The 22,145-nt window shown below is 67.5% G+C and carries 25 protein-coding genes; 12 read left to right on the top strand and 13 right to left on the bottom strand.

Going from position 1 to position 22,145, the window contains the following annotated elements:
* The first annotated feature begins 131 nt into the window (after window positions 1-131).
* Window positions 132-1,208 (top strand): HDOD domain-containing protein, encoded by a 1,077-nt coding sequence (locus V9K93_RS16890; RefSeq protein WP_046985817.1) that lies wholly within the window; start codon window positions 132-134, stop codon window positions 1,206-1,208.
* 3 nt (window positions 1,209-1,211) lie between these two features.
* On the opposite strand, the gene V9K93_RS16885 is transcribed toward V9K93_RS16890, so the two are convergent.
* The 3 genes from V9K93_RS16885 to V9K93_RS16875 form a co-directional block, all read right to left on the bottom strand.
* Window positions 1,212-2,801: a phospholipase D family protein gene (locus V9K93_RS16885; protein WP_337302908.1), complete on the bottom strand. Its 1,590-nt coding sequence runs from the start codon at window positions 2,799-2,801 to the stop codon at window positions 1,212-1,214.
* 148 nt (window positions 2,802-2,949) lie between these two features.
* Window positions 2,950-3,648, bottom strand: a complete 699-nt coding sequence (locus tag V9K93_RS16880) for an RNA pseudouridine synthase (RefSeq protein ID WP_046985819.1) — start codon at window positions 3,646-3,648, stop codon at window positions 2,950-2,952.
* A gap of 47 nt (window positions 3,649-3,695) precedes the next feature.
* Window positions 3,696-4,196: a M48 family metallopeptidase gene (locus V9K93_RS16875; RefSeq protein WP_046985820.1), complete on the bottom strand. Its 501-nt coding sequence runs from the start codon at window positions 4,194-4,196 to the stop codon at window positions 3,696-3,698.
* Between the two features lie 61 nt (window positions 4,197-4,257).
* On the opposite strand from V9K93_RS16875, the gene V9K93_RS16870 reads away from it, so the two are divergent.
* The gene (locus V9K93_RS16870) at window positions 4,258-4,815 is read left to right on the top strand and encodes a DUF2058 domain-containing protein (protein ID WP_046985821.1); all 558 of its coding nucleotides are present in this window, start codon (window positions 4,258-4,260) and stop codon (window positions 4,813-4,815) included.
* A 160-nt stretch (window positions 4,816-4,975) separates the two neighbouring features.
* Entirely contained in the window at window positions 4,976-5,242 is a 267-nt protein-coding gene (locus V9K93_RS16865) for a DksA/TraR family C4-type zinc finger protein (protein WP_100435179.1), read from the top strand.
* A 522-nt stretch (window positions 5,243-5,764) separates the two neighbouring features.
* Here V9K93_RS16865 and V9K93_RS16860 read toward each other — a convergent pair.
* Together V9K93_RS16860 and V9K93_RS16855 are read right to left on the bottom strand one after the other, a co-directional pair.
* On the bottom strand, window positions 5,765-6,358 hold the full coding sequence (locus V9K93_RS16860; protein WP_136639571.1) for a mechanosensitive ion channel family protein: 594 nt from the start codon (window positions 6,356-6,358) through the stop codon (window positions 5,765-5,767).
* A 35-nt stretch (window positions 6,359-6,393) separates the two neighbouring features.
* Window positions 6,394-6,573, bottom strand: a complete 180-nt coding sequence (locus V9K93_RS16855) for a hypothetical protein (protein WP_046988612.1) — start codon at window positions 6,571-6,573, stop codon at window positions 6,394-6,396.
* Between the two features lie 125 nt (window positions 6,574-6,698).
* On the opposite strand from V9K93_RS16855, the gene V9K93_RS16850 reads away from it, so the two are divergent.
* Genes V9K93_RS16850 through V9K93_RS16840 form a run of 3 tightly spaced genes read left to right on the top strand, consistent with a single transcriptional unit; the run spans window position 6,699 to window position 8,706 of the window.
* Window positions 6,699-7,277, top strand: a complete 579-nt coding sequence (locus V9K93_RS16850) for an RNA polymerase sigma factor (RefSeq protein WP_019337006.1) — start codon at window positions 6,699-6,701, stop codon at window positions 7,275-7,277.
* Entirely contained in the window at window positions 7,274-7,813 is a 540-nt protein-coding gene (locus tag V9K93_RS16845; RefSeq protein ID WP_295382093.1) for a hypothetical protein, read from the top strand. Before V9K93_RS16850 ends, V9K93_RS16845 begins: the two co-directional genes overlap by 4 nt.
* An 11-nt stretch (window positions 7,814-7,824) precedes the next feature.
* Window positions 7,825-8,706: a DUF4097 family beta strand repeat-containing protein gene (locus V9K93_RS16840; protein ID WP_136639569.1), complete on the top strand. Its 882-nt coding sequence runs from the start codon at window positions 7,825-7,827 to the stop codon at window positions 8,704-8,706.
* A 49-nt stretch (window positions 8,707-8,755) separates the two neighbouring features.
* On the opposite strand, the gene V9K93_RS16835 is transcribed toward V9K93_RS16840, so the two are convergent.
* The 3 genes from V9K93_RS16835 to V9K93_RS16825 form a co-directional block, all read right to left on the bottom strand.
* Window positions 8,756-8,938, bottom strand: coding sequence for a hypothetical protein (locus V9K93_RS16835; protein WP_012511788.1), 183 nt, complete (start codon window positions 8,936-8,938; stop codon window positions 8,756-8,758).
* 11 nt (window positions 8,939-8,949) lie between these two features.
* Window positions 8,950-9,243 carry a YkgJ family cysteine cluster protein gene (locus V9K93_RS16830; protein ID WP_050559906.1) on the bottom strand — a complete coding sequence of 98 codons (294 nt, stop codon included), beginning with the start codon at window positions 9,241-9,243 and terminating at the stop codon, window positions 8,950-8,952.
* 230 nt (window positions 9,244-9,473) lie between these two features.
* Window positions 9,474-10,835, bottom strand: coding sequence for an Hsp70 family protein (locus tag V9K93_RS16825; protein WP_337302907.1), 1,362 nt, complete (start codon window positions 10,833-10,835; stop codon window positions 9,474-9,476).
* A gap of 180 nt (window positions 10,836-11,015) precedes the next feature.
* Between V9K93_RS16825 and V9K93_RS16820 the strand changes: the two genes are divergently transcribed.
* On the top strand, window positions 11,016-11,351 hold the full coding sequence (locus V9K93_RS16820) for a zinc ribbon domain-containing protein YjdM (RefSeq protein ID WP_046985596.1): 336 nt from the start codon (window positions 11,016-11,018) through the stop codon (window positions 11,349-11,351).
* A gap of 7 nt (window positions 11,352-11,358) precedes the next feature.
* Here the strand turns inward: V9K93_RS16820 and V9K93_RS16815 are convergent, their stop codons facing one another.
* Window positions 11,359-12,501: a transglutaminase domain-containing protein gene (locus tag V9K93_RS16815; protein ID WP_337302906.1), complete on the bottom strand. Its 1,143-nt coding sequence runs from the start codon at window positions 12,499-12,501 to the stop codon at window positions 11,359-11,361.
* Window positions 12,502-12,730: 229 nt separating this feature from the next.
* On the opposite strand from V9K93_RS16815, the gene V9K93_RS16810 reads away from it, so the two are divergent.
* The 4 genes from V9K93_RS16810 to V9K93_RS16795 all read left to right on the top strand — a co-directional run bounded on the left by V9K93_RS16810 (window position 12,731) and on the right by V9K93_RS16795 (window position 15,595).
* A complete protein-coding gene (locus V9K93_RS16810) occupies window positions 12,731-13,333 on the top strand; it encodes an HD domain-containing protein (protein ID WP_046985598.1) in 603 nt (200 codons plus the stop codon).
* Window positions 13,334-13,382: 49 nt separating this feature from the next.
* The gene (locus V9K93_RS16805; RefSeq protein ID WP_046985606.1) at window positions 13,383-13,556 is read left to right on the top strand and encodes an oxidoreductase-like domain-containing protein; all 174 of its coding nucleotides are present in this window, start codon (window positions 13,383-13,385) and stop codon (window positions 13,554-13,556) included.
* A complete protein-coding gene (locus V9K93_RS16800; RefSeq protein WP_337302905.1) occupies window positions 13,553-14,170 on the top strand; it encodes a DUF998 domain-containing protein in 618 nt (205 codons plus the stop codon). Before V9K93_RS16805 ends, V9K93_RS16800 begins: the two co-directional genes overlap by 4 nt.
* 78 nt (window positions 14,171-14,248) lie before the next feature.
* Window positions 14,249-15,595, top strand: coding sequence for a virulence factor family protein (locus tag V9K93_RS16795; RefSeq protein ID WP_046985600.1), 1,347 nt, complete (start codon window positions 14,249-14,251; stop codon window positions 15,593-15,595).
* A gap of 125 nt (window positions 15,596-15,720) precedes the next feature.
* Here V9K93_RS16795 and mprF read toward each other — a convergent pair whose 3' ends face one another.
* Window positions 15,721-18,285 carry a bifunctional lysylphosphatidylglycerol flippase/synthetase MprF gene (gene mprF / locus V9K93_RS16790; protein WP_046985601.1) on the bottom strand — a complete coding sequence of 855 codons (2,565 nt, stop codon included), beginning with the start codon at window positions 18,283-18,285 and terminating at the stop codon, window positions 15,721-15,723.
* A gap of 192 nt (window positions 18,286-18,477) precedes the next feature.
* On the opposite strand from mprF, the gene V9K93_RS16785 reads away from it, so the two are divergent.
* Window positions 18,478-18,825, top strand: coding sequence for a RidA family protein (locus tag V9K93_RS16785; protein WP_005418155.1), 348 nt, complete (start codon window positions 18,478-18,480; stop codon window positions 18,823-18,825).
* A 53-nt stretch (window positions 18,826-18,878) separates the two neighbouring features.
* On the opposite strand, the gene rnfB is transcribed toward V9K93_RS16785, so the two are convergent.
* The 3 genes from rnfB to metG form a co-directional block, all read right to left on the bottom strand.
* Window positions 18,879-19,292, bottom strand: coding sequence for an Rnf electron transport complex subunit RnfB (rnfB, locus tag V9K93_RS16780; protein WP_046985602.1), 414 nt, complete (start codon window positions 19,290-19,292; stop codon window positions 18,879-18,881).
* Window positions 19,293-19,317: 25 nt separating this feature from the next.
* Window positions 19,318-19,908 carry an HAD family hydrolase gene (locus tag V9K93_RS16775; RefSeq protein WP_046985603.1) on the bottom strand — a complete coding sequence of 197 codons (591 nt, stop codon included), beginning with the start codon at window positions 19,906-19,908 and terminating at the stop codon, window positions 19,318-19,320.
* Between the two features lie 76 nt (window positions 19,909-19,984).
* Window positions 19,985-22,066, bottom strand: a complete 2,082-nt coding sequence (metG, locus tag V9K93_RS16770) for a methionine--tRNA ligase (protein ID WP_253079462.1) — start codon at window positions 22,064-22,066, stop codon at window positions 19,985-19,987.
* Window positions 22,067-22,145 lie beyond the last annotated feature (79 nt).

The following is a 22,145-nucleotide window of genomic DNA, read 5'->3' as shown; positions in this document are numbered from 1 at the left end:
CATCGGCAGCCTTCCGGTTAAAGAAGATGAAAGTGCGGCCGATGCTGCGACGACGGCGGGTAGCCGGATTCGTGTGAAGAGGCAGGGCAGTCAGTGACGGCACGGGCACCACAACGACAGGGCGGGCGGCGATGACGCCGGCCTGGTGGCGATCGCTGCGCGGCTGGCTGGCGCGCTCGACCGGGACCGCACCGTCCCGCTTGGCGGCTGTATCGCGACAGGCAGTGGCGGCGGCAGCTGCCAGCCTGCAGGGTGAAGCCCTGCCATCGGCGGAGATCGCGGCACATCTGCAGCGCGGCCTGCATGCGCTGGCGCTCTACCCTCGGCTGGCCGGTGAGCCGGCGCCGGTGCAGGATCCGGCGTTGGGGGAAGCGGTGGCACGCGCGCTGCAGGACCGCGACTGGGCCACCCGGCAGCTTCCACGCCGTCCGCAGCTGCTGCCGCAATTGATCCAGACCGTGAACGACGATGCCGCCTCGGCACGGGTAATGGCCGCGATCATCGGCCAGGACCCGGTGCTGACCGGCAATTTGCTGCGCATCGCCAACAGCCCGGCCTACAAAGTGCACGAGCGACCGGTGGAGAGTCTGCAGCGGGCGGTGACCCTGGTCGGTACCGAAGGCGTGCGGCAGATCATCAGTGCAGTGCTGGTGCAGCCGGTGATGCAGATGCAGTGCGATGCGTTCCCGCAGTTCAGCACGATCATCTGGGAGCACGCGCTGCTGGCTTCGCGCGCGGCTGCCGACCACGCGCGCACGGTCACCTTCGGTGATGCCTTCGCCGCACAGTGGCTGGGTCTGGTGCAGGGGCTGGGTGCGGCGCTGGTGATGCGCCAGCTGCTGCAGGAAGCCCAGGCACGCGGAGAAGCTGTGGAGCCGGCGCTGGCCCTGCAGCTGCTGCAGCAGTGGTCGCTGCCGTTGGCACAGCGCGTGGCAGCGGCATGGGAACTGCCCGAGCCGGTGCACCAGGCGCTGGCGCCGGAGGCGGACGGACCACTGGCCGACAGCCTCCGCCTGGCCAGCGCGGCGGCTGCGGCCAGCCTGTTGTGCCGGCATGGCCATGCCAGCCAGGGCCGCATGCTGGCCCTGCTTGAACAACTGCCGTCGGCACCACCGCATGCGCTGCGCTGGATCTGGCGGCGCCTGCACGGCCGCAGCGTGGAAACGCTGGATGAAGCCGCACAGGATGAGGCCGGAACGGCACCCTGAGCGCTACAGCTGCGATTCCACCGGCAGCCAGCTGATCACCCGCGCGGTCCAGCGCTTGCCTAGGCTGGCACCGGGTTCGGCTTCGACCCAGTGCGGCGGCGGCTGCCGTTGCAGCCAGCGCAGCGCATCGTTCCGGCCCAGTGCCAGCCACCAGCTGTGTTCGGGGCTGGCCAGGCGCAGGTATTCATCGCGCAGCTGCGCCCCCAGCACTGGGTCGTCGAACAACACGCCCATCTCGGTATTGAGGAAGGCCGAGCGCGGGTCGAGGTTGAACGAGCCGACGAAGCCGCGGCGGTCATCGACCACGAACGCCTTGGTGTGCAGGCTGGCACCGCTGCTGCCGAACAGGCTGGTATCCAGCTGGCCATGCGCCTTCAGCTCGTACAGCTGCACGCCGGCCTTCAGCAACGGCACGCGATAGCCCATGTAGCCACCGTGTACCGCCGCCACGTCGTTGGCGGCCAGTGAGTTGGTGACCACGCCGACCTGCGCACCGCGCGCAGCCATTGCCGCCAAACCCTCCACGCCTTCCACGCCAGGCACGAAGTACGGCGAGATCAGCAATGCACTGCGACGGGTGCTGCGCAGTTCCTCACTGAGCGTGCTGACCAGCCAGCCGCGGCGATCATCGTCGCGGTGCTTCATCGGTGGATCGGAAGCGATGCGTACGTTCGCGCTCCAGTGCAGCGGCTCAGGGCTGGGCCGCTGCAGGCGGCGCGAGTCGGCCACACGCTGCAGATAGGGCTGCGCCTTGGCATGCATCGCATCCAGGTCCGACTGCCGTACCAGCTGTCGCAGCTGTTCATCGCTGTATGACGCCAGCGCGGAAATCGGGATGGCCGCGGTGCTGTTCCAGTAGTCGTCGAAGATCTGGTTGGCCTGCTGCACGGCGGGCCCGGCCACCACCAGGTCCAGGTCCTGGAAGTTCACGTCGTCGCGCGCGCTGAAGTATTCCTCGCCGATGTTGCGGCCACCGACGATCGCGATGCGGCCGTCTGCGATCCAGCTTTTGTTGTGCATGCGGTGGTTCACGCTGAAAGCGCGCTGCACCAGCTCCAGCGTACGCGCGATGCCGCTGCGGTTGCGGAACGGGTTGTACAGGCGGATCTCGATGTTCGGATGCGCATCGAGCGCCATCATCAGCGCGTCCTTGTCCTTGGCGTTCATGTCGTCGAGCAGGATCCGCACGCGCACACCGCGCTCGGCGGCGTCGTACAGCGCCTTGGCCATCAGGTGGCCGATCAGGTCGTCGTGCCAGATGTAGTACTGCAGGTCGAGGCTGCGTCCCGCATGCGAGGTGATCATCGCGCGCGCCGCGAAGGCGTCCATGCCATCGCTGAGGAAGGCCACGCCGGATTGCCCGGGATGGGCCGCCTGCAGCGGCCCGATCTGCTGGTCGATACGGGTCTGCGCCGGCTGCAGTGGCAGCACCTGCGAGGGCACGCCACGCGCCTGCGGGGTGAGGTGGTCGGCCAGCAGCAGGCCGGACAGGACCAGCAGCAACAGGATTGCGAGGAGGATCGCAGCGACGCGCAGCAGGCGTCGCCACAGGGGCTTGGGCGGGCTCATGCCCCGATGGTAGATCCACGCCATGCGTGGATGAAAGCCAACAGACCTGTCGCCGTAGATCCACGCCATGCGTGGATGGGGTCAGAGCCCTTTCCCGCGGAAAGGGATCCGACCCCGAGGGTTGAAGGGGCAGAGCCCTTGCCTGCGGCAGGGGATCCGACCCTGGACGGCCTCAGAACCGCTCGTCGCTGCCCAGGTAGCGCCACTGCCCCGGCGGCAGCGGCCCCAGCGCCACGCGGCCGATGCGCAAGCGGCGCACTGCGGCAACCTGCAGCCCCACGGCGCCGACTGCCACGCGCAGGCCCTTGGCCGTCAGGCCCTTGCCGGCGAAGCGCAGGCGCTGCTCACTCTGCCAGCTGACCTTGGCCCCACCGGATTCGTGCTGCAGCCGCGCCATCAACCAGGGCCCGCGTTCGGGTCCGCCTTCAGCCACTTCGATCAGGTACTCCTGCTCGGTGCGGCCGAGATTGCGCTGCAGGTGGGCGAGCGTCGCCGGATCCTGGCTGACCACCACCAGGCCGCTGTCGCTGGCCGGAAGCGCGGCAGCCAGCTGCAGTCCATGGAAATGGCGCTGCAACGGGCGGGTACCGCTGGCATCAAGTTCACTGCGGCTGTCGCTGCTGATCAACGCACACAGCGCTTCGGCCGCGACGCCAGCAGGCTTGTGCAGCAGCATGGTGACCCGCTCGGCCTTGTCATCGCTGGCCTGTTCGGCCACCACGATCACCGCGCTCTCGTCGACCGGGCGCTGCGGCTGCTCGACCACCTCGCCATTGACGCTGACCCAGCCGCCTTCGATGTAGCGCCGGGCTTCACCGCGCGGGATGCCGAGCAGGGCGGACAGGCGTTTGTCGAGACGGGTCGGTTCCATGGCGGAAAGGTCAGGCAGGGGGCGCGCAGTGTAGCCGCAACGCCGGTTCAGCGCTGGCCGCGGTTGGCCAGCTCGGTCAGGTACAGGCGGGTATCGAACTCCAGCTGCAGGTAATCCGGCTCCATGTGCTGGCACAGCTGGTAGAAGGCCTTGTTGTGGTCGGCCTCCTTCAGATGGGCCAGTTCGTGCACCACGATCATGCGCAGGAATGCGGCAGGCGCCTGCCGGAACACGGTGGCGATGCGGATCTCGCGGCTGGCCTTGAGGCGGCCACCGTGTATGCGGGAAATGGCGGTGTGGGTGCCCAGTGCGTGCTTGATGACTTCCAGCGTATTGTCGTAGCAGACCTTGTTGAGCGGCACCGATTTGCGCAGGTAGCGGTCCTTCATGTCCTGCGTGTAGTCGTACAGCTGGCGGTCGCTGCGCACTTCATGCGGATCGGGATAGCGCTGCTGCAGCCAGGGGCCGAGCTTGCCCTGCGCCAGTAGTTCGCTGACCTGGGCGACCAGGGGTTCGGGATAGCCGGTGAGGTACTTCAGGACTGCCATGCAGGGGCGGCGGGGCGTCGGTAGAATGGGGCCTCCAGATTACACGCGGTACGCATCGACCATGGCAAAGCCCAACGCGCTGCAGGAACAATTGCTCAAGGCCGGCCTGGCCAAGAAGTCGCAGGCCAGCGCCGCCGCGAGCGCGCAGGCCAAGGCCCGCCAAGGCAAGGCCGAATCGACCTCGGCCGAGGTCCAGCGTGAGGCTGAACGTGCCCGCGCGGAGAAGATCGAGCGCGATCGCGCGCTGGCGGCCGAGCGCAATGCCCAGGCCAAGCAGGCTGAACAGAAAGCCCAGGCCAAACAGATCATCAGCGCCCATGCCGTGCCCCACAAGGGCGACGACGAATACCGCTTCAGCGACGGTGCGGCGATCCGCACCCTGTTGATCGACCCCAAGCTGCGCAAGGCGCTGTCGGTGGGCGTGCTGGTCATCGTCGCCCACGGCGAGGGCTACGCGTTGCTGCCGCGCGCTGCCGCCGAAAAGGTGCGTGAACGTGCCCCGGAAGCGATCATCGTCGATCACGGCCAGCAGGGCTCGACCTCCGAGATCTCCACCGGCAACGCTGAAGACGATGCCTACTACGCCCAGTTCCAGGTGCCGGACGACCTGGTCTGGTAAGCAAGAAAGGGGACGGAGGGGATTAAGTCGCGATCGACCTGATCCGGGCCGTCTGCCTTCTGCTCAGCTTGCTGAAGGCCCGCCGGGAATGGCCCGGCGCTACCGTTTACTGCGCGGTGTATCGTCCCCATATCAGGCGACACACCTGCGGAGGATGGCCATGGCCACCGGTTGGGCGGGAGACGGCGCGGTCCAGGACCAGATCGATGCCACGGTTGACGATGCGATTGCCCGCGCGCGGCGCCAGCTGCGTGAGGGCCCGGGTCTGGAGCACTGTGAGGAGTGCGACGCGCCGATCCCGTTGGCGCGGCGCCAGGCCGTGCCTGGTGTACGTCTGTGCGTGGCGTGCCAGCAGGTGCATGACGACGAAGAGCAGGCGCATGCCGGCTACAACCGCCGTGGCAGCAAGGACAGCCAGTTGAGGTAAAGGTTGTTCGGCAGGGCTTGCAGCCCTGCACCCGCAGATGCTTCAAGCCAGGGCAACAGCAACAGCTGGCATTCAGTGGGATGGCGGGACGGTGTGGGTAGGCAGGACACGCCGTAAACCCATCCATGGGGGCTCGATGGCGCCATCCATGGCGCCAACGGTCCTGCCTACCCACACCGTCCCACCTCTGACAGATTTCCTGGATCTGATAGATCCACGCCATGCATGGATGAAATCTGTCAGATATCGATAGTCAAATTGGGGTCAGAGCCCGTTGCGTAGCAACGGGATCCGACCCCGTGCCGTCCCGGCAGATCGCGGAAATCTGTCGAAGGCGGGGTGGGGCCGGTGGCGGGAGTGTCCGCGGCATGGATGCCGCGGCCAAGCCCCCATGGACGGGTTTACGGCGTCTCCCGCCACCGGACCCACCCCGTCATCCCGCAGGAAACCAGCTTTTGCTGTTGCTGTTGCATTGTTCCAGCTCGTAGCGGGTGCAGGGCGCAGCCCTGCCGAAAACCACCCTCAGCCGTCGCCCTGGATGCCACCGGGGGCCTGTGCCGGGTCACGCCAGCGGCGCACCGTGCGCTGGAAGAACAGGTTGTTCGGCAGCTGCAGCACCGTGCCCTCGTGGCCGTCGCCGGTTTCCTGCAGCGTGGTGTAGATCAGGTTCACGTCGATCACCCGGCCCTTCAGGCCCGGCTTCTCGCCGTTCTCCAGCACTTCGATGTAATCGTGCAGGCGGAACGGGCGGGTGGTGAAGATCAGCAGCGTGCAGAAAATGTTGGACAGCACGCTCCAGGCCGCGAAGAAGGCCACCGCGCCCACGGCAGCGAAACCGGTGAACGCAGTCCACAGCACCGAAGGTGACGCGCCCAGCAGGCTGAGGATGTACAGCAGCGCGCTGAAATAGACCACGAAACTGCTGATCCGGCGCGCGCCCATCGCCATCTCCGGCGGCAGTGTGTAGTGCTCGGCGAAGCGGCGGATCAGGCGCCGTGCCAGCACCCTGACCAGCCAGGCGGCAAGCAGGGTCAGCAGGATCTTCACGGCGATACCCACGTCATGCAGCCAGGGGTAGGTCCAGGGGGGCAGGTGATCCTTCAGCGACAACATCATGGGACGACAACAGGTGGCGGTAACAAACGCTGATGTTACCCGGCGCGTGCCGGCGATTCGACCGTGGGTGTCCAGGCCAGGCAGACCAGCTCCTGGCGATGCTGCTGCAGGCAGGCGCGTCCGTTGTCCGCACGCAGCTGCAGTGACAGGCCCAGTGCCTGCAGCACAACGCAGGCGGCGATCACCAGCAGGGCGGCGCAGGATGGGCTGGACATGGCAGGGCTCCCGGACGGCATTTTCATGAAGGACCTACCATGGATGCAGCAGCCGCCGAAAAGGTTGCATCGCGTTGGCGGTCGATTGCCTTAAACCTTTTCCCGGGCCGGTGCATCCAAGCGATATGCTCGACACCACCATGCCCGCGCTGCCTGCCGCCAACGACGCCGTCGACGAACCCGCCCTGGTGCGGGCAGCGGCCGCCGGCGATACCGCTGCCTATGAACTGCTGTACCGGCGCCATGCGCCCCGTGTATTTGCTGTGCTGTGGCGGCTGTGTGGCGGCCAGCAGGCACGCGCCGAAGACGCATTGCAGGAAGCGTTCCTGCAGGCGTGGAAGGCGCTGCCGGGGTTCCGCTTCGAAAGCAGCCTGTCGACCTGGCTGCATCGCCTGGGCGTCAACGCCGCGCTGATGGAACTGCGTGGGCGTGCTGCCGGGCAGGATCACGACAGTCTCGACGAAGTGGACGGAGGCTTGCAGGAACTGGCGGTACACGACCGCTGCGCCGGCACCGAACGCGACCTCGAACGGGCGCTGTCGACGCTGCCACCACGGGCACGTGCGGTACTGGTACTGCACGACATCGAAGGCTGGAAACACCAGGAAATCGCCGAACAGCTGCAGATGGCCGTCGGCAGTTCCAAAGCACAGTTGCATCGTGCGCGCGGCCTGTTGCGCGCACGGCTGGGAGACATGACATGAGTACACGCGACCACGATTCCGACCACGACCTGCTGGCACGCCTGCGCGCGCTGCCAGCCGAACGCAGCGTACCCACCGATGGCTGGGCGCGCCTGTCGGCGCACTTGCCGCCGCGCGAAGCGCCCGTGGACCCCACGCCGGCCGACAACGTGGTGGCCCTGCCGCTGCGCCCACGTCGCCGCTGGTGGTTGCCGGTGGGGGCTGCACTGGCCGCCAGTCTGGCGCTGTACGCGGTGGTGCCTTGGCGCCATGCGCAGTTGGATGAGCCGATGCCGGCACAGTCAGCGCTGCAGCTGCAGGCGGCGGCAATGACCGAGCAGTACCAGCAGGCCGTCGCTTCGCTGCCCGATGGACGGGCGCCGGAATGGCAGCCAGCCCTGCACGAACTGGATGAAAGTGCGGCGCAGATCCGTGCCGCACTGGCGCAGGACCCGCGCGCCCCGCACCTGCTTGGCCAGCTCAAGCGTACCTACGCGCTGCGGCTGGAACTGACCCGGCAGGCGGCCTATGCCGCCGAGTCCGGCTTGACGACCTGAGGAGATCCCCCATGACCCGAATCCTGATGACCTGCTGCGCCGCCCTGTTGCTGGTGCCCGCCGTGGCGCTGGCCGATACGCGGATCGACGAGCGCCACAACCTGGCGCCGGGCGGCCGTATCGAGCTGAGCAACGTAGCCGGCAAGGTGACCGTGCGCGGCTGGGACCGCAACGACGTGCAGCTCACCGGCACGCTCAGCGATGGCCTGCAGCTGCGCCAGGAAAAGAGTGCAAACCGCGTGCGCTGGGAGATCGAATACCCGCGCCGCAACAACAGCGGTGGCGCCACGCTGGTGCTGAATGTGCCACGCTCGGTGGAGCTGCTGTTGAGCACGGTCAGCGCCAGTCAGGAGATCAGCGGCATCGATGTTCGCCGGCTGCAGGCCGACACCGTCAGCGGCAGCCTGAGCGCGTCAGGGCGCAGTGGCGACAGCAAGCTCAATACGGTCAGTGGCAGCGTCAATGCTCGCCTGCAGACGCCGAGACTGGACGTGAACACGGTCAGCGGTCGCATCGAAGCGGGCGGCGGCGTGTCCGGTGATATCGGTGCGCAGACCGTATCGGGTCGGGTCGACGTCGATGCGGGGCGGGTGCAGCGCCTGGCGGTGGAAACCGTGTCGGGCAGCATCGACCTGGCCGCGGCCGGACTGGCGCCGGGTGGCCGCATCAATGTCGAATCGGTGAGTGCATCGGTCAACCTGCGCCTGCCGCGCACGGTGTCGGCACAGCTGTCGGTGAACAGCTTCAGTGGTTCGATCAACAGTGACGCCGGTGACGTCGAGCGGCCGCGCTATGGGCCGGGCAGCCGCCTGGACACCCGGCTGGGCGGCGGTGATGGTGACATCCGCATCCAGTCGCACTCGGGCAGCGTGCAGGTACGCCTGGATCGCTGAGCGCGGTCCGGCAGGCCGCGGCGGCAGCGCCGCCGCGGTCGGGGGAGGGTCAGCTGGCTTTCTTCAGCGCCCAGGTGGTACCGAGAACTTCGATCTTGCCACCGCTCTTGCGGAACGCGGCCAGGTCCGAAGCGATCGAGTCGCTGCTGACCACGGTGCTGGCGGATGCGCCCTTGCGTTCACTGCGGATGCTGTTGCTGGCCTTCGCGGGGGTCTTTGCCTTGCGGGGCATGGTGGCTCCTGTCAGGTGGAAGGGGAGGAAAGCGCGCAGGACTCGGCCTGGCGCAGGTAGTCCTGCCGCTCGCGGCGGCAGTCGTCGCCGCCCATCGAGAACTGGCGGCAGATCGCCGGGCGCTGCGAATAGATCGTGCAGCGCAGGTGATACGGATCGATCGCCGCGCACCAGCCTTCTTCGTTGCGCGCCATCACGGCACGGCCGTGGGTGTCGCGCGACAGGAACTGGCCGGGCACGTGGTCGCCGGGCTGCAGCAGGACCGGCAACCGGCAACAGACCGCGTCACAACGGCGGCAGTCGATGGGTGCTGGTTCAGCGTCAGGTTGTACGGCCACAGGGGCCTGGCGGGTGCCCAAAGCGGGTCTCGATGGCGGCTCGGGTAATACGCGGACCATGATCGAGCCAGAGGGCATGGTCGCCAGACCCGCCGGGCGGGCCAGGCTGCACCATGGGTACACACACCGGCGAGGCCAGCGGAAGGTGCAGCGGTTTTCTAGCCGACCAAGGGTAGCTCAGACCGCGTAACGTTTTGTTAATCCCGGCTGGCTGCCGCCAGCGCGAGGCCCTGGACCACGCCCAGCGAGGGTTCGCCATGGACCATGCGGGCACCCGGGAAGGCCTCGGCCACCGCCTTGCGGAGGTAGCCTGCGCGGGACATGCCGCCGGTCAGGAACACCGCATCCGGGTCGCCGCCGATGTCGCTGCGGACCTGGGCCAGCAGTTCGCGGATCTGGCTCAGGTAGCCATGGGCGGCGGCGGCCAGGCCGGCGGCGCTGTTGTCCACGTGCAGGTCGCGGGCGATGTAATCCAGCGTGCTGCGGTGTTCGCTTGCACCGCTGAGGGCGATCTTGGCGCGCTCGACATCGCGGTACAGGCGGGCCGTGTTGCCGGTGTCCTGCAGTGCCTGCAGGCGCGCGCCCCACGGCGCGTCGACGTTGTCGTAGTTGTGCTGGCGGAATTCGCGCTGGCGGGTCATGTCCTGCACGGTGGCCGCTTCCACGTAGTGGTGGGTGGGCACGCGGGTGATGCCGCGGCCGAACAGCGGCATGTAGCCGGACAGGCTCAGGGCCAGGTCGATATCGGTGCCGCCGCGGGCAATACCCCAGGCACGGTGGATGCGCGGGGCCTGGCTGCCCCCCACTTCGGCGTGGGCGATATCGGTGGTGCCGCCGCCGATATCGACGATCACCGCCTGATGGCGATCGCGGCTTTCAGCGTGGTAATGCATTGCTGCGGCGGCAGGCTCTTCGAGGAAATCGATGTGGTCGAAACCAGCCTGGCCGGCTGCTTCGCGCAGGATGTCCAGGGCCTGGTCGTTGCCGGCCTCGCCGATCGAGCTGCGGAACTGCACCGGGCGGCCAAGCAGGGCGGCGCGCAGCGGCTGGCCGAGCTGGGCGCTGGCGGTCAGCCGGATGTGTTCGAGGATGTGCGCGGCGATACCGGTGATGGTCTGCTTCGCGCGCGGGTGCAGGTTGTAGCCCAGCATCGACTTCGGGCTCTGCACCAGGTTGCCCTCGTGTTCCTCGAAATAGGCTTCCAGCGCTTCATCGCCGTAGATCGCGTTCTGCAGCAGGTCATTGGCACTGCGTTCCTTGCCGGCGCGCGCTTCCATCCATTCGCGACGCAGGGCGCGCAGGGCTTCGCGACGCAGCGCCTGCGGCGTGCGTTCCTGGCCGGCGGCGCGGGCCGCGCGCGCGGCGCTGTCGATCATCTGCTGCAGCTGGTGTTCCTGGCCGTCATCGAGCTGGAAGTCGTCCGGGTCGGGGACCACGCCGGGGAAGTACACGCTGGTGCGGAACTGCTCGGCGTCACCGAAGCGGATCGGCAGCAGTTCACCGTCACGCACGATGGCGGCGGCGGAGTTGCTGGTACCGAAGTCGATGCCGAGGCGCATGGGGGGTTCCGGGGACGATCAGGGGCCGCGCACTCTGCTGCAGTTCGCGGCCGACTGCAAGTTCCTGCGTCCTCGCGGGCCGAGCTGGACCGGGGCACCCTCAGGCACCACCCGTGGAAATGGGAAAAAAGGCCGGGCGGTTACAATGCAGGCTGTTGATTCATTTCGAGGTACTTGCCGATGTCTTCTGTTCCCGCCTGCCCGCAGTGCACCCTGGAAAACACCTATGCCGATGGCGCGCTGTGGATCTGCGCCGACTGTGGCTTCGAGTGGACCGCCGAAGAAGGTTCCGGTTCGACCCTGGTCGTGCGTGACAGCAACGGCAACACCCTGCAGGCCGGCGATACCGTTACGGTGATCAAGGACCTGAAGGTCAAGGGCTCCTCGATTCCGCTGAAGCAGGGCACCGTGATCCGCAACATCCGCCTGGTCGAGGATGATGCCGAGCACATCGAAGGCAATTCGGACAAGATCAAGGGACTGGTCCTGAAGACCTGCTTCCTCAAGAAGGCCTGACCGCCGATCAGCGCCGGGCCTGCTGCTGCGCGCGCCAGCGGGCCAGGCTGTCCAGCTTGGCCTGGTAGCGCGCCTGCTCGGGGGCTCCGCCGAGTTCCTGCGCACGCAGCAGTTCACGGTCGGCGCGCCTGAGCTGGCCGGCCAGGAAATACACCCGCGCCAACCCGAAGTGGAACTGGTGCGCGGTGTCGTACAGGCGTACTGCCTGCCGGTAATAACGGATCGCCGCATCCAGCTGGCCGGCGCGTTCGGCCTTGGCGCCGAGCATGTACTGGGCGAATGGATCTTCGCGCTGGACCCACTGCAGGCGCCGCTCCAGCACCTGCGCCTGGGCCACCAGCCCCAGCTTGCGGTACAGCGCACTGGCGTTGTTCAACGCGGCGTCATGGCGGTCATCCAGGCGCAGGGCCATTTCCAGTGAACGGCGCGCCGCAGCGACATCGCCGCTGCGGTTCTCCAGCACGCCCAGGTTGTTCCAGGTGGCGGCAAAACTACTGTCCTGGCCCAGCGCGGCCGCGTAGAACGCACGCGCGCCGGGAATGTCACCAGCGGCCATGCGTTCGGCGCCGCGGTTGTTGTAGAAATGCGCCAGCGCACGCGCCTGACTGATCGGTTGCGGGCCGTGGCGGTCGTACAGCACGTTGCGGTCCAGGTCGACGGTGGCGAAGCGCCCGCCGAATCCAACCCCGGCATTGACGTGGCCCACGCTGTAAACCAGTCCCTGCGCCTGGTCCTGGTACCAGGACACCACCTGGCCCACTTCCTGCACGCGCGCCTGGATGCCGGCCTCGCGTGCCAGCGCAACGAACATCAGGGTGAAGGCCAGGCAGTTGGCACGACGCTGCTGCCAGATCTCGCTGACGGTGAGGGTCGCGTCGGCGTCGTACTGCAGGTCCATGCCGTGGCGGTCGAAGATCATCTCCACCAGTCCCTGCAGGCGTTGCTCACGCGAGTAGCCGCGATTGATCACCTGCGTGCGCAGCATCTCGCGCATCTCAGCGGGGATCGCCGATACCTGCTGCGGCGACGGAATGGTGGGGGAGGCGGTGATCGCGGTGGCATCGGCCCCGGCGGGGCCCAGTGCAAGCGCGGGCGGCGCTGCCAGCGTGGCCAGTGCGAGGAACAGGAAGCGAGCGGCAGGATGGTACATGACGGCTCCCGACAGCGGCGGGCGCTCCCGCCTGCGGCGAGTGTAGACCCGCGAGGAGGCCGCCGGCGTCACCGTTGGTCGGCAGCGCCATCCATCCACAACCGGTGTGGACCAGCGCTCGACAAAGCTGTGGACAACCGCGTCCAGGCCGCGCCTGGCAAGCGTCGTGAGGGTGTGGTGAAAGAACCGCCAGCTTGCCCGGTGCCAGCACAGGCGTGATGATCCGGGTATGGACTTCTCTCCGCTGACGCTTGCACCGGCGCAGTGGCAGGCGCTGCAGGACAGCTATGCAACGCCGCCACGGGCCTACCACCACTTCGGCCATGTGCGCGCGGTGCTGCAGCACTGCCAGGAGGTGGCCGAGGGCCCGGGCTGGCAGCAACCGGCCGAGGTCTATCTGGCCGTGCTCTACCACGATGCGGTCTACCAGGCCGGGCGCAAGGACAACGAGGCGCGTTCGGCGCAGCTGGCGGTGCAGGCCATCGCGCAGGCGCCAGAACTGGCCGGCGTCGATGCGGCCCGGGTGGAGCAGCTGATCCTGCTGACCGCACGCCATGGCGCGCTGGGGCTGGACGATGTCGACGCCGAAGCGGCCTTGTTCCTGGACTGCGACATGGCGATCCTGGCCGCGCCGGAACCGGTGTTCACGGCCTACGACCGCGGTGTGGCCGAGGAGTACAAGGGCGTGGTGCCAGGCTTCCTGTACCGTGCCGGCCGGCGTCGATTCCTGCAGGGCCTGCTGCGCGCGCCGCGCATCTTCCTCAGCGAATTCTTCCACCAGCGCCTGGACGCAGCGGCCCGTGAAAACCTGCGCCGCCAGTTGGGCGCCTGAGCCAGCCCGTTACACTGGGGCCTGTTTCCACCGATTGCCGTTTGCCACCGTGTCCGTCACTGATCCCGATCCCCGCCCCGTGCCGCCGGAAGAACCCGGTCCCAACGAATGCTGTGGCAGTGGCTGCCCGCTGTGCGTACTCGACCTGTATGCCGACGAGCTGCAGCGCTATCGCAAGGCGCTGGCCGAGTGGAAGGCGCGGCATCCGGAGGCGACGCCATGAGCCGCATGCGGCCTGCGGCGCTGCTGGCGATGGCGGCATTGCTGCTGTTCATGGCCACAGCGTTGTGGACCCAGTTCGCACGCACCGACCTGGACTGGGTGCGGGCAACGCTCAGCCTCTACCTGCACGGACCGTGGGGGCTGCTGCTGCGAAGTGCGTACTGCCTGCTCGCGCTGGCGATCGCTGTGCTGGGCATCGCGTTGTATCGCGGCAGCATCGGCCCACGGCGCAGTTCGGCGGCGCCGTTGTTGTTCACGGCGTCCGCGCTGGGCCTGGCCACGGTCGCCATCGGTGACAGCTGGTTGCCCGAGGCAACACCGCTGCTGGCCCCTTTCATCCATGGGCTGGCGGCCAATACCGCGTTCCTGTGCGCCAGCGTCGGCATGCTGCTGCAGGCCTGGTACCTGCGCCGCGAACCGGGCTGGAAGACCGCTGCCAGCCTGCTCTGGGGCTGGGCCTGGCTGGCCTTCGTGCTGCTGTGGCTGCATGTGTTGTGGCGCGCCGGGCCGCCGCGCGGGCTGGGGCAGAAGGTGGTGATCGCGGTGATCGTGGGCTGGCTGTTGTACTTGGCCTTGGCGCTGTACCGCCGCGGCCGTCAGGCCGCAGCCGACTGAATCCCCAACGGACTGCGCCGGTACATGCCGTGCACGCGGCAGCGGCGTATCGTGTGCGCATTCCACCGGGGTTGCGACATGAAGCATGCAGGGCTGGGCAGGGCAATGGGAGTGGTACTGGCGCTGGCTGCACTGCCGGCGACAGCGGCGGTCACCGCACAGCAGTTCAGTCATGGGCGCTTCGAGCAGATCCCGGTGCACATGCCGGCCGGCACGCCGCAGCGTGTGGTGATCTGGTTCCATGAGCCCGCCGCCGGTGGCGACACCAGCCGCCTGCCGATCGAGGCCCTGCGTGCAGACGGCGCGCTGGTTGCGGCAGTGGACATCGCGCACCTGCGCGGGGTGCTCAAGCGCGAAGGTGATCCGACCTGTTCGTTCGGCTCCGGCGATGTGGAGAATTTCTCGCGCTGGCTGCAGGCCTCCCTGCATCTGCCCGGCTACCACCTGCCGCTGGTCGGCGGCGATGGCGAAGGTGCCGAGATGGCCTACACGCTGGCGGCGCAGGCCGACACCCAGGTGTTCGCCGGCCTGCTGACCACTGGCTTCTGCCCGGACCACAACCATCAGCGCATGGTCTGCGGCGATGGGGTCAAGCACAACGCGCTGCAACCGGCCGAACTGAATTTCCCGTGGTTGAGCGCCGCTGGCGACCGCGGCTGCAAGGTTGGCCAGGCCAGCGCGTTCGTGCAGCAGGTCGCGATGGCGCGCGAGTTCAAGCGCACCACGCGTGGTGATGCATCACCGGGCCTGGTGGCTGCGGCGCGGGTGATTGGCGCACAGGCGGGCATCAGCCTGGCCCCGCCACCAGCTGTGCTGAAGGGGTTGCCAGTAGTGGAAGTGCCGGCCTCCGGCAACGGTGACACGCTGGCGGTGTTCGTCTCCGGTGACGGCGGCTGGGCCGGCCTGGACAAGGACGTTGCGTCTGCGCTCAACGAGCAGGGCGTGGCAGTAGTCGGCATCGATTCGCTGCGCTACTTCTGGAGCGAGCGCACGCCGAAGGGCTTTGCCGGTGACCTGCAGAAGATCATCGACCACTACCGCACCCAGTGGCATCGCGACAAGGTGATGCTGATCGGCTTCTCGCAGGGCGCCGACGTACTGCCGGCCACCATCAACCAGCTCGATGCCAGTACGCGCGACTCGCTGGATCGTATCGTGCTGCTGTCGGTCGGGAAGAAGGCCGACTTCGAGTTCCACGTCAGCAACTGGCTGGGCGGTGGTGGCGACGGCCTGCCGATCGCACCGGAAGTGGCCAGGTTGCCGGCAGCCAAGACCGTGTGCGTGTATGGCGACAAGGACGAAGACGCACTGTGCCCGGATCTGCCGGCCAATGATGGTGTGAAGAAGGTAAAGCTGCCCGGCGATCACCATTTCGGTGGCGATTATGACCGCCTCGCCGAAGTGATCCTGAAGGGCGGTATGTAGCGCTTGGTAGATGCTGACCTTGGTCGGCGCTGGGGCTGAGGGCGCCTTGGGGATGAGCGTGTCGACCAAGGTCGACACCTACCGGGCGGCAAGTAGCGCCGGGCCATGCCCGGCGGATAGCGGCCTCAATTCCGCCGTGGATCCAGCGAGATCAGCCGCGTGGCATCGAGCAGCGCGGCGGGCAGGTGCATGCCACCGGGTGCGGCCAGATAACGCGGCCGCCATTGCGGGTCGAACTTGGACTTGAATCGGCGCAGGCCACTGAACCCGTAGAAGCGCTCGCCGTGCCGCGCCAGCAGGCCGGCCAGCCGGTTCCAGCGCCCGGCCAGTCGATGCTGGGCCAGCCCGGACAACGGCGCCATGCCCAGCGAGAAACGCGCATAACCTTGTGCGCGGCCCCACAGGAACAGCTCGATGAAGAGGAAGTCCATCGTGCCCTTCGGAGCTTCGTTGACGTGGCGCATCAGGTCCACCGACAGCTCGGCACCGGCCGGTGCCTGCCACAGGTTGGCGAAGGCCACGATCTGGCCCTCGGCTTCGACCAGTGCCACCGGGAAGCGGACCAGGTAATCCGGGTCGTAACTACCGAGCGAGAAGCCCTTCTCATCGCCGGCCTTGTCTTCCAACCATGCGTTGGAGATCGCGTGCAGGCGCGGCAGCAGGCTTGGGATCTCTTCCACCGATGCCACGCGGAAGGACAGGCCGCTGCGCTTGCCGCGGTTCCAGGCCTGGCGCAGGTCGGCACGCTCGCGTCCCTCCAGCCCGAAATCATGCAGCGGCACCATCGCTTCTTCGCCCAGCTTGACCAGTCCCAGGCCGAGGTCGAGATAGGTCTGCCAATAGGTTTCACCGACCTGGTAGAACACCGGCCGCAGCCCGAGCCGGTCGGCTTCCTCGCGGAAGCGCCAGATCAAGGCGCGCGCCACGTCCGGCGGACCGACCGGATCGCCCATCGCGATCAGCGAACCGCCATAGCGCTGCATCATCACGAAGCCCTGCTTGGCCTCATCACGCAGAACCGCCTTGTCGGCAGTCAGGACCAGGCAGGCCTGGGTATCAGTGGCGCCAGCCAGCACGGGTGCCAGTGACTGCAACGTAGCCTCGTCGGCGGGTTGCAGTGGGCTGCGCGTGCTGTGCAGCAATCGCGCCAGGCCGAACATCACCAGCGCGATCGCGACCACCAGCAACGCACGCAGTGCGCGCGGTGCATTGCCCGACACTGCGAACTGCCACCACAGCTCGTTCTGGTACTCGACGTGGCTGTAGGTGAAGAACAGCAGCCAGGTGACCGCCACCAGCACCAGGCCGAGGTTGCGCAGCCATGGCCATGACCAGGCTTCATCGAGCAGTGCGCCCTGGCGGTAGAACTCGCGGCGTGCGGCCCACAGCGCCATCGCCACCAGCAGCGCAGAAACCGCGATCAGCAGCTGGCCACCGCGCAGCCACAACGGCAACGGGGTGATCACGCACACCGCCATCGCCAGCATCCACGCGGCGTGGCTGCGCCTGGCCAGGCCTTGTCCGATCAGCAGCAGGGCGACACCGCTGAGACTGCCGATCAGGTGCGAGGTTTCCAGGATCGGCAGCGAGGCGCCGACCAGATGACGACGTGGTGTTGGCAGCGTGCCGTCAATGACCAGCGCGGCACCGATGCTGAACACCGCCAGCGCGATGATCTGCGGTAGCCATGGGCGCAGCGCGTTCCAGCCGGCACGGGTTGCCCCAGCACTGGCCTGCAGCGGTTGCCGCAGCGCGGGCGCGAGGGCAAGCAGGGTGGCCAGCAGTAGTGGCAGCACGTAGTAGGTGACGCGGTAGATCAGCGCTGCGGCCAGCACCGCTGCCGGGGCTACCTGTGGCAGCAGCTTCAGCAGGCTCCACTCGAACACGCCCAGGCCCGCCGGCACGGTCGAGACCAGGCCGGCCAGCACCGCCACCAGGTACAGGCCGACGAAGCCGGGCAGGCCGGTGGGCGTGGAGTCGGGCAGCAGCACATAGAACGCAGCACTGGCCAGCACCAGCTCGATGACGCTGAGTACGGTGACACCCAGCATGGTGCGGCGGTCGGGCAACCAGAGTGCATGGCCGAACACGCTGAACTGCCGTCCCTCGCGGCCGACCAGCAACACGGTGCCCACAAATGCGAGCAGGGCGGCCACGCCGACCACGCGCACCGCGTCTGGATTCAACGGCAATGCCAATGCCGCCGCTGCAGGCTCCATGCACAGCGCCACGCTGATCAACAGCCACGCACCGAACACGAAACCGAGCGTACTCATCAGCACCACCTGGCCGATCTGCGCCAGGTCCAGGCCGGCGCTGCGGTAGCCGCGCAGGCGCACGGCGCCGCCGGTCAGTGCGGCAAAGCCCACGGTCTGGCCGAGGGTGTGCGCGAGGAAGGCCGTGATGCCGATGCGCGCCGGATGCACGCGGATGCCGCTGCGGCGCAGGCCGATGGCGTCGAAGCCGATCAGGCAGGCATAGCTGGCCAGGCCGAGTACCACGGTAAGCGCGATCTGGGTACCGCTGAGCTGGCGGAAGGCCTGGCGGATGGCACGGTAGCCATGCTCGTCGAACTCACCGGCCAGGCCATGCAGGGCCAGTGCCAGGATCAGCAGCGGGATGACGATGGTGGCCACCCGCTTCCAGGTGGGCGTGGAAGGGGGAGCGATGGAATCGGAGGGGGCGGTCATCGGCGCAAGGGTGCGGCAGCAGGGGCGAGGGCGGTGTCAACGCGGGCGTGGCGCATCGTGCGCCTGTCGCTGGCATTTGACCAGCAGAACTGTCATGGGCCGGTAGTGGCATTGCGTGGAAAGCGTCCATGCACCCACCGTTGGCTGGTTTGGAGGACAATGCAGGCCTGATCACCCGCAGGAGCCACGCCCATGATGGAGCGTTACGACGTCGGACCGCGCATGTCCGAAATGACCGTGTACAACAAGGTCGCCTATCTCTCCGGCCAGATTCCGGAAGACACCAGCCAGGACATCACCGGGCAGACCCGGCAGGTGCTGGCCGAGATCGACAAGCTGCTGGCGCTGGTGGCCAGTGATCGCCAGCACGTGCTGCGTGCGGAAGTCTTCCTCGCCGACATCGCCGATTTCGATGGCATGAACAAGGCGTGGGACGAGTGGGTGGTCGAGGGTGCAACGCCGGCCCGCGCAACGTTCGAAGCCAAGCTGGCCCACGCCGAGTGGAAGGTCGAGATCGTGGTGACGGCGGCCGTACCGTAATCATTGAACGGGGTCAGATCCCTTTTCCGAAGGAAAAGGGATCTGACCCCCTGTTACAGGCGCACCAGCTCGATGCAGTCCACCGGGCACGGCGGGATGCAGAGCTCGCAGCCGGTGCACAGATCGGCGATCACCGTGTGCATGTACTTGGCACCGCCGACAATGGCATCCACCGGGCAGGCCTGGATGCACTTGGTGCAGCCGATGCAGTCGGCTTCCACGATCAATGCCACCTGCGGCGCCTTGTGTTCGCCGCGCGTGCGGTCGAACGCAGCCGCAGGCACACCCAGCACCTGCGCCAACGCCCGCGCGCCTGCGTCGCCTCCGGGTGGGCAGCGGTCCACGCCGGCTTCGCCACGTGCCATCGCCTGCGCATACGGGCGGCAGCCGTCGTAGCCGCATTGCCCGCATTGGGTCTGCGGCAGCAGGCGGTCGAGGCGTTCGGTCAAGGGCGGGGTCAGGCTCATGCGTGGCGAAGGCTGCGCGTTGGGGTTACTTCAGGGGTTTGCCACGGAACCAGCGCTCGTGCGCCAGCGCCAGCATCGGTTTGTCTTCGGAACTGTCACCGTAGGCATGGATGCGTACGTAGCGCGACAGATCGAACTGGCGGCGGATGTGCTCGACCTTGCGCGGGCCGCAGTCGCCGCCCGCATAACGGCCGGTCAGGCGGCCGTCCTGGCTTTCCAGCCGGTTGCAGATCAACTGCAGGCCCAGCTGCTCGCACCACGGCTTCAGGTACAGGTCCAGCGAACCGGACACGATCACCACGGTGTGCTGCTGTTCCTTGTGCCAGCGGATCTGCTCCAGCATCTCCGGCCGCACCACTTCGGGCAGCACATCACGCGAGAAACCGGCTGCCAGCGTGGTGATGTCATCGCTATGACGGTCGCTGAAGGCCAGGCGGGTGACGCGTGCGCGGATACGTTCTGCCGAGATCAGCTTCAGCTTGTACGCAGCCAGCCACGGGCCGATCTTCCACCATGCCTGTGCCAGCTGTTCGGCCGTGGCGACGCGGCGCAGGAAGCGGCCATAGGTATCGCAGGTGGTCACGGTGTGGTCGAAGTCGAACAGCGCCAGTTCCATTGCGTTGCCTCCCATCGCGTTGCTTCCCCGGGCCGGTGCCGGCGGGCGCGGCCATAGGCCACGCCCGCCGCGGGCATCAGCGGACCGGCATGCCCGGCTGTGCGCCGCTGTCGGCGTCCAGCAGCGCCAGTGCGCCGCCGTCGAAACCGGCCGACAGGATCATGCCTTCGCTCAGGCCGAAGCGCATCTTGCGCGGGGCCAGATTGGCGATGAACACCACGCTGCGGCCGACCAGCTTTTCCGGCTCGCCATAGCTGCCGCGGATGCCGGAGAAGATCTGGCGCTTGCCCAGTTCGCCGGCGTCCAGTTCGAAGCGCAGCAGCTTGTCCGAACCTTCCACGAACTCGCACGCCAGCACCTTGCCAATGCGCAGATCGAGCTTGGCGAAGTCGTCGATGCCGATCGTGGCCGGTGCATCGGCGTTGTTCGCTTCGGGTTTGGCGGCGACAGGCGCGGCGGGCTTGGCAGCTTCGCTCTTGGCGGTGGGGGCTGCAGCGGTGGTGGTCTGCAGGGTGTCCTTGGAGGCGTCGATCATGGCGTCAATCTTCTTCGGGTCGATACGGGTGAACAGCGGGGTGTAATCGGCGATGCGATGGCCCAGCAGCGGCTGCGCCAGTTCGGTCCAGTCGTTCACCTGTGCGGCCAGGAAGGTTTCGGCCTGTGCGGCGGTGGCCGGCAACACCGGCTTGAGTGCGGTGACCAGCACGCGGAACAGGTTCAGGCCCTGGCTGCACACGGCCTGCAGCTGCGCATCGGCGCCTTCCTGCTTGGCGATCACCCACGGCTTTACATCATCGATATAGCGGTTGGCTTCGTCGGCCAGCGTCATGGTCAGGCGGATGGCGGCGGCCGGGTCGTTGCGCTCGTACGCTTCTCGGATCGGTGCCAGGCCATCGACGAAGCGCTGGTACTGGGCCGCGTCGGGCAGCTGCGCAGCCAGAAGGCCGTCGAAACGCTTGCTGATGAAACCGGCACAGCGGCTGGCGAGGTTGACGAACTTGCCGACCAGGTCCGCATTGACGCGCGCGATGAAGTCACCCAGGTTCAGGTCGAGGTCGTCGACGCCGCCACCGGACTTCGCCGCGAAGTAATAACGCAGCGCTTCCGGTTCCAGGCCGGCATCGAGGAACGTACGCGCCATCACGAAGGTGCCGCGCGATTTGCTCATCTTGGCGCCGTCCACGGTCAGGTAGCCGTTGACGTGCAGGCGGGTTGGCGCGCGGTGGCCGGTGCCATGCAGCACCGCCGGCCAGAACAGGCCGTGGAAGTTGACGATGTCCTTGCCGAGGAAGTGGTGCAGCTCGGTGCTGGTGCCGGCGCGCAGGTGCGCCTCGAAGTCTTCGCCGATCCTGCCGCACAGGGTCTGGAAGCTGGACAGGTAGCCGATCGGTGCGTCCAGCCAGACGTAGAAGTACTTGCCCGGCTGGCCGGGAATCTCGAAGCCGAAATACGGCGCATCGCGCGAGATGTCCCACGCGCGCAGGCCACCTTCGGCATTGAGCCACTCACCCAGCTTGGCCTTCACGCCCGGCAGGGCGACATCGCCGGCCAGCCATTCGCGCAGGAACGCATCGAAGTGGCCGACCTCGAAGAAGAAGTGCTCCGAATCGCGCATTTCCGGTGTGGCGCCAGAGATGACCGAGCGCGGCTCCTTCAGGTCGGTCGGCGCATAGGTGGCGCCGCAGACTTCGCAGTTGTCGCCGTACTGGTCGGCGCTGCCGCAATTCGGGCAGATGCCCTTCACGTAGCGGTCGGGCAGGAACATTCCCTTGGCCGGGTCGTAGAACTGCGCGACCGAGCGGCGACTGATGTGCCCGGCCGCTTCCAGCTTCAGGTAGAACTGCTCGGTCAGTGCCTTGTTGGCTGCCGAATTGGTCGAGTCGTAATGGTCGAAGGCCACGCCGAAGGCGGCGAAGTCACGTTCGTGGCTGGCCTGGATGTTGGCGATGAAGGTTTCCGGGGTGACCCCGGCCTTCTCTGCGGCCAGCATGATCGGGGTGCCGTGGGTGTCGTCGGCGCAGACGAACCAGGCCTTGCCGCCGCTCATTCGCCGCGCACGCACCCAGATGTCGGCCTGGATGTAGCCGACCAGGTGGCCCAGGTGCAGCGGGCCGTTGGCGTAGGGCAGGGCGGTGGTGACGAGCGCGGTACGGGTCATGGTCGCGGGGTGAAGCCGAGGGGAACCGCAGAGTATCGCATGCCCGCAACGAGGTGACCCGGCCGGGGCCGGGTCACGG

The organism is Stenotrophomonas sp. CCNWLW162, assembly GCF_037203745.1.
In the GTDB taxonomy this organism is placed as follows: Bacteria; Pseudomonadota; Gammaproteobacteria; order Xanthomonadales; family Xanthomonadaceae; genus Stenotrophomonas; species Stenotrophomonas maltophilia_AQ.
Note: the sequence above shows the minus strand (reverse complement) of the source record. Positions and strands in the feature narration are given on the sequence as shown.

Excerpts from the sequence above, each read along its gene's own strand:
- V9K93_RS16890 (WP_046985817.1), top strand. The coding sequence starts at position 132 with ATGACGCCGGCCTGGTGGCGATCGCTGCGCGGCTGGCTGGCGCGCTCG.
- V9K93_RS16885 (WP_337302908.1), bottom strand. The coding sequence starts at position 2,801 with ATGGCGTGGATCTACCATCGGGGCATGAGCCCGCCCAAGCCCCTGTGG.
- V9K93_RS16880 (WP_046985819.1), bottom strand. The coding sequence starts at position 3,648 with ATGGAACCGACCCGTCTCGACAAACGCCTGTCCGCCCTGCTCGGCATC.
- V9K93_RS16875 (WP_046985820.1), bottom strand. The coding sequence starts at position 4,196 with ATGGCAGTCCTGAAGTACCTCACCGGCTATCCCGAACCCCTGGTCGCC.
- V9K93_RS16870 (WP_046985821.1), top strand. The coding sequence starts at position 4,258 with ATGGCAAAGCCCAACGCGCTGCAGGAACAATTGCTCAAGGCCGGCCTG.
- V9K93_RS16865 (WP_100435179.1), top strand. The coding sequence starts at position 4,976 with ATGGCCACCGGTTGGGCGGGAGACGGCGCGGTCCAGGACCAGATCGAT.
- V9K93_RS16860 (WP_136639571.1), bottom strand. The coding sequence starts at position 6,358 with ATGATGTTGTCGCTGAAGGATCACCTGCCCCCCTGGACCTACCCCTGG.
- V9K93_RS16855 (WP_046988612.1), bottom strand. The coding sequence starts at position 6,573 with ATGTCCAGCCCATCCTGCGCCGCCCTGCTGGTGATCGCCGCCTGCGTT.
- V9K93_RS16850 (WP_019337006.1), top strand. The coding sequence starts at position 6,699 with ATGCTCGACACCACCATGCCCGCGCTGCCTGCCGCCAACGACGCCGTC.
- V9K93_RS16845 (WP_295382093.1), top strand. The coding sequence starts at position 7,274 with ATGAGTACACGCGACCACGATTCCGACCACGACCTGCTGGCACGCCTG.
- V9K93_RS16840 (WP_136639569.1), top strand. The coding sequence starts at position 7,825 with ATGACCCGAATCCTGATGACCTGCTGCGCCGCCCTGTTGCTGGTGCCC.
- V9K93_RS16835 (WP_012511788.1), bottom strand. The coding sequence starts at position 8,938 with ATGCCCCGCAAGGCAAAGACCCCCGCGAAGGCCAGCAACAGCATCCGC.
- V9K93_RS16825 (WP_337302907.1), bottom strand. The coding sequence starts at position 10,835 with ATGCGCCTCGGCATCGACTTCGGTACCAGCAACTCCGCCGCCGCCATC.
- V9K93_RS16820 (WP_046985596.1), top strand. The coding sequence starts at position 11,016 with ATGTCTTCTGTTCCCGCCTGCCCGCAGTGCACCCTGGAAAACACCTAT.
- V9K93_RS16815 (WP_337302906.1), bottom strand. The coding sequence starts at position 12,501 with ATGTACCATCCTGCCGCTCGCTTCCTGTTCCTCGCACTGGCCACGCTG.
- V9K93_RS16810 (WP_046985598.1), top strand. The coding sequence starts at position 12,731 with ATGGACTTCTCTCCGCTGACGCTTGCACCGGCGCAGTGGCAGGCGCTG.
- V9K93_RS16800 (WP_337302905.1), top strand. The coding sequence starts at position 13,553 with ATGAGCCGCATGCGGCCTGCGGCGCTGCTGGCGATGGCGGCATTGCTG.
- V9K93_RS16795 (WP_046985600.1), top strand. The coding sequence starts at position 14,249 with ATGAAGCATGCAGGGCTGGGCAGGGCAATGGGAGTGGTACTGGCGCTG.
- mprF (WP_046985601.1), bottom strand. The coding sequence starts at position 18,285 with ATGACCGCCCCCTCCGATTCCATCGCTCCCCCTTCCACGCCCACCTGG.
- V9K93_RS16785 (WP_005418155.1), top strand. The coding sequence starts at position 18,478 with ATGATGGAGCGTTACGACGTCGGACCGCGCATGTCCGAAATGACCGTG.
- rnfB (WP_046985602.1), bottom strand. The coding sequence starts at position 19,292 with ATGAGCCTGACCCCGCCCTTGACCGAACGCCTCGACCGCCTGCTGCCG.
- V9K93_RS16775 (WP_046985603.1), bottom strand. The coding sequence starts at position 19,908 with ATGGAACTGGCGCTGTTCGACTTCGACCACACCGTGACCACCTGCGAT.
- metG (WP_253079462.1), bottom strand. The coding sequence starts at position 22,066 with ATGACCCGTACCGCGCTCGTCACCACCGCCCTGCCCTACGCCAACGGC.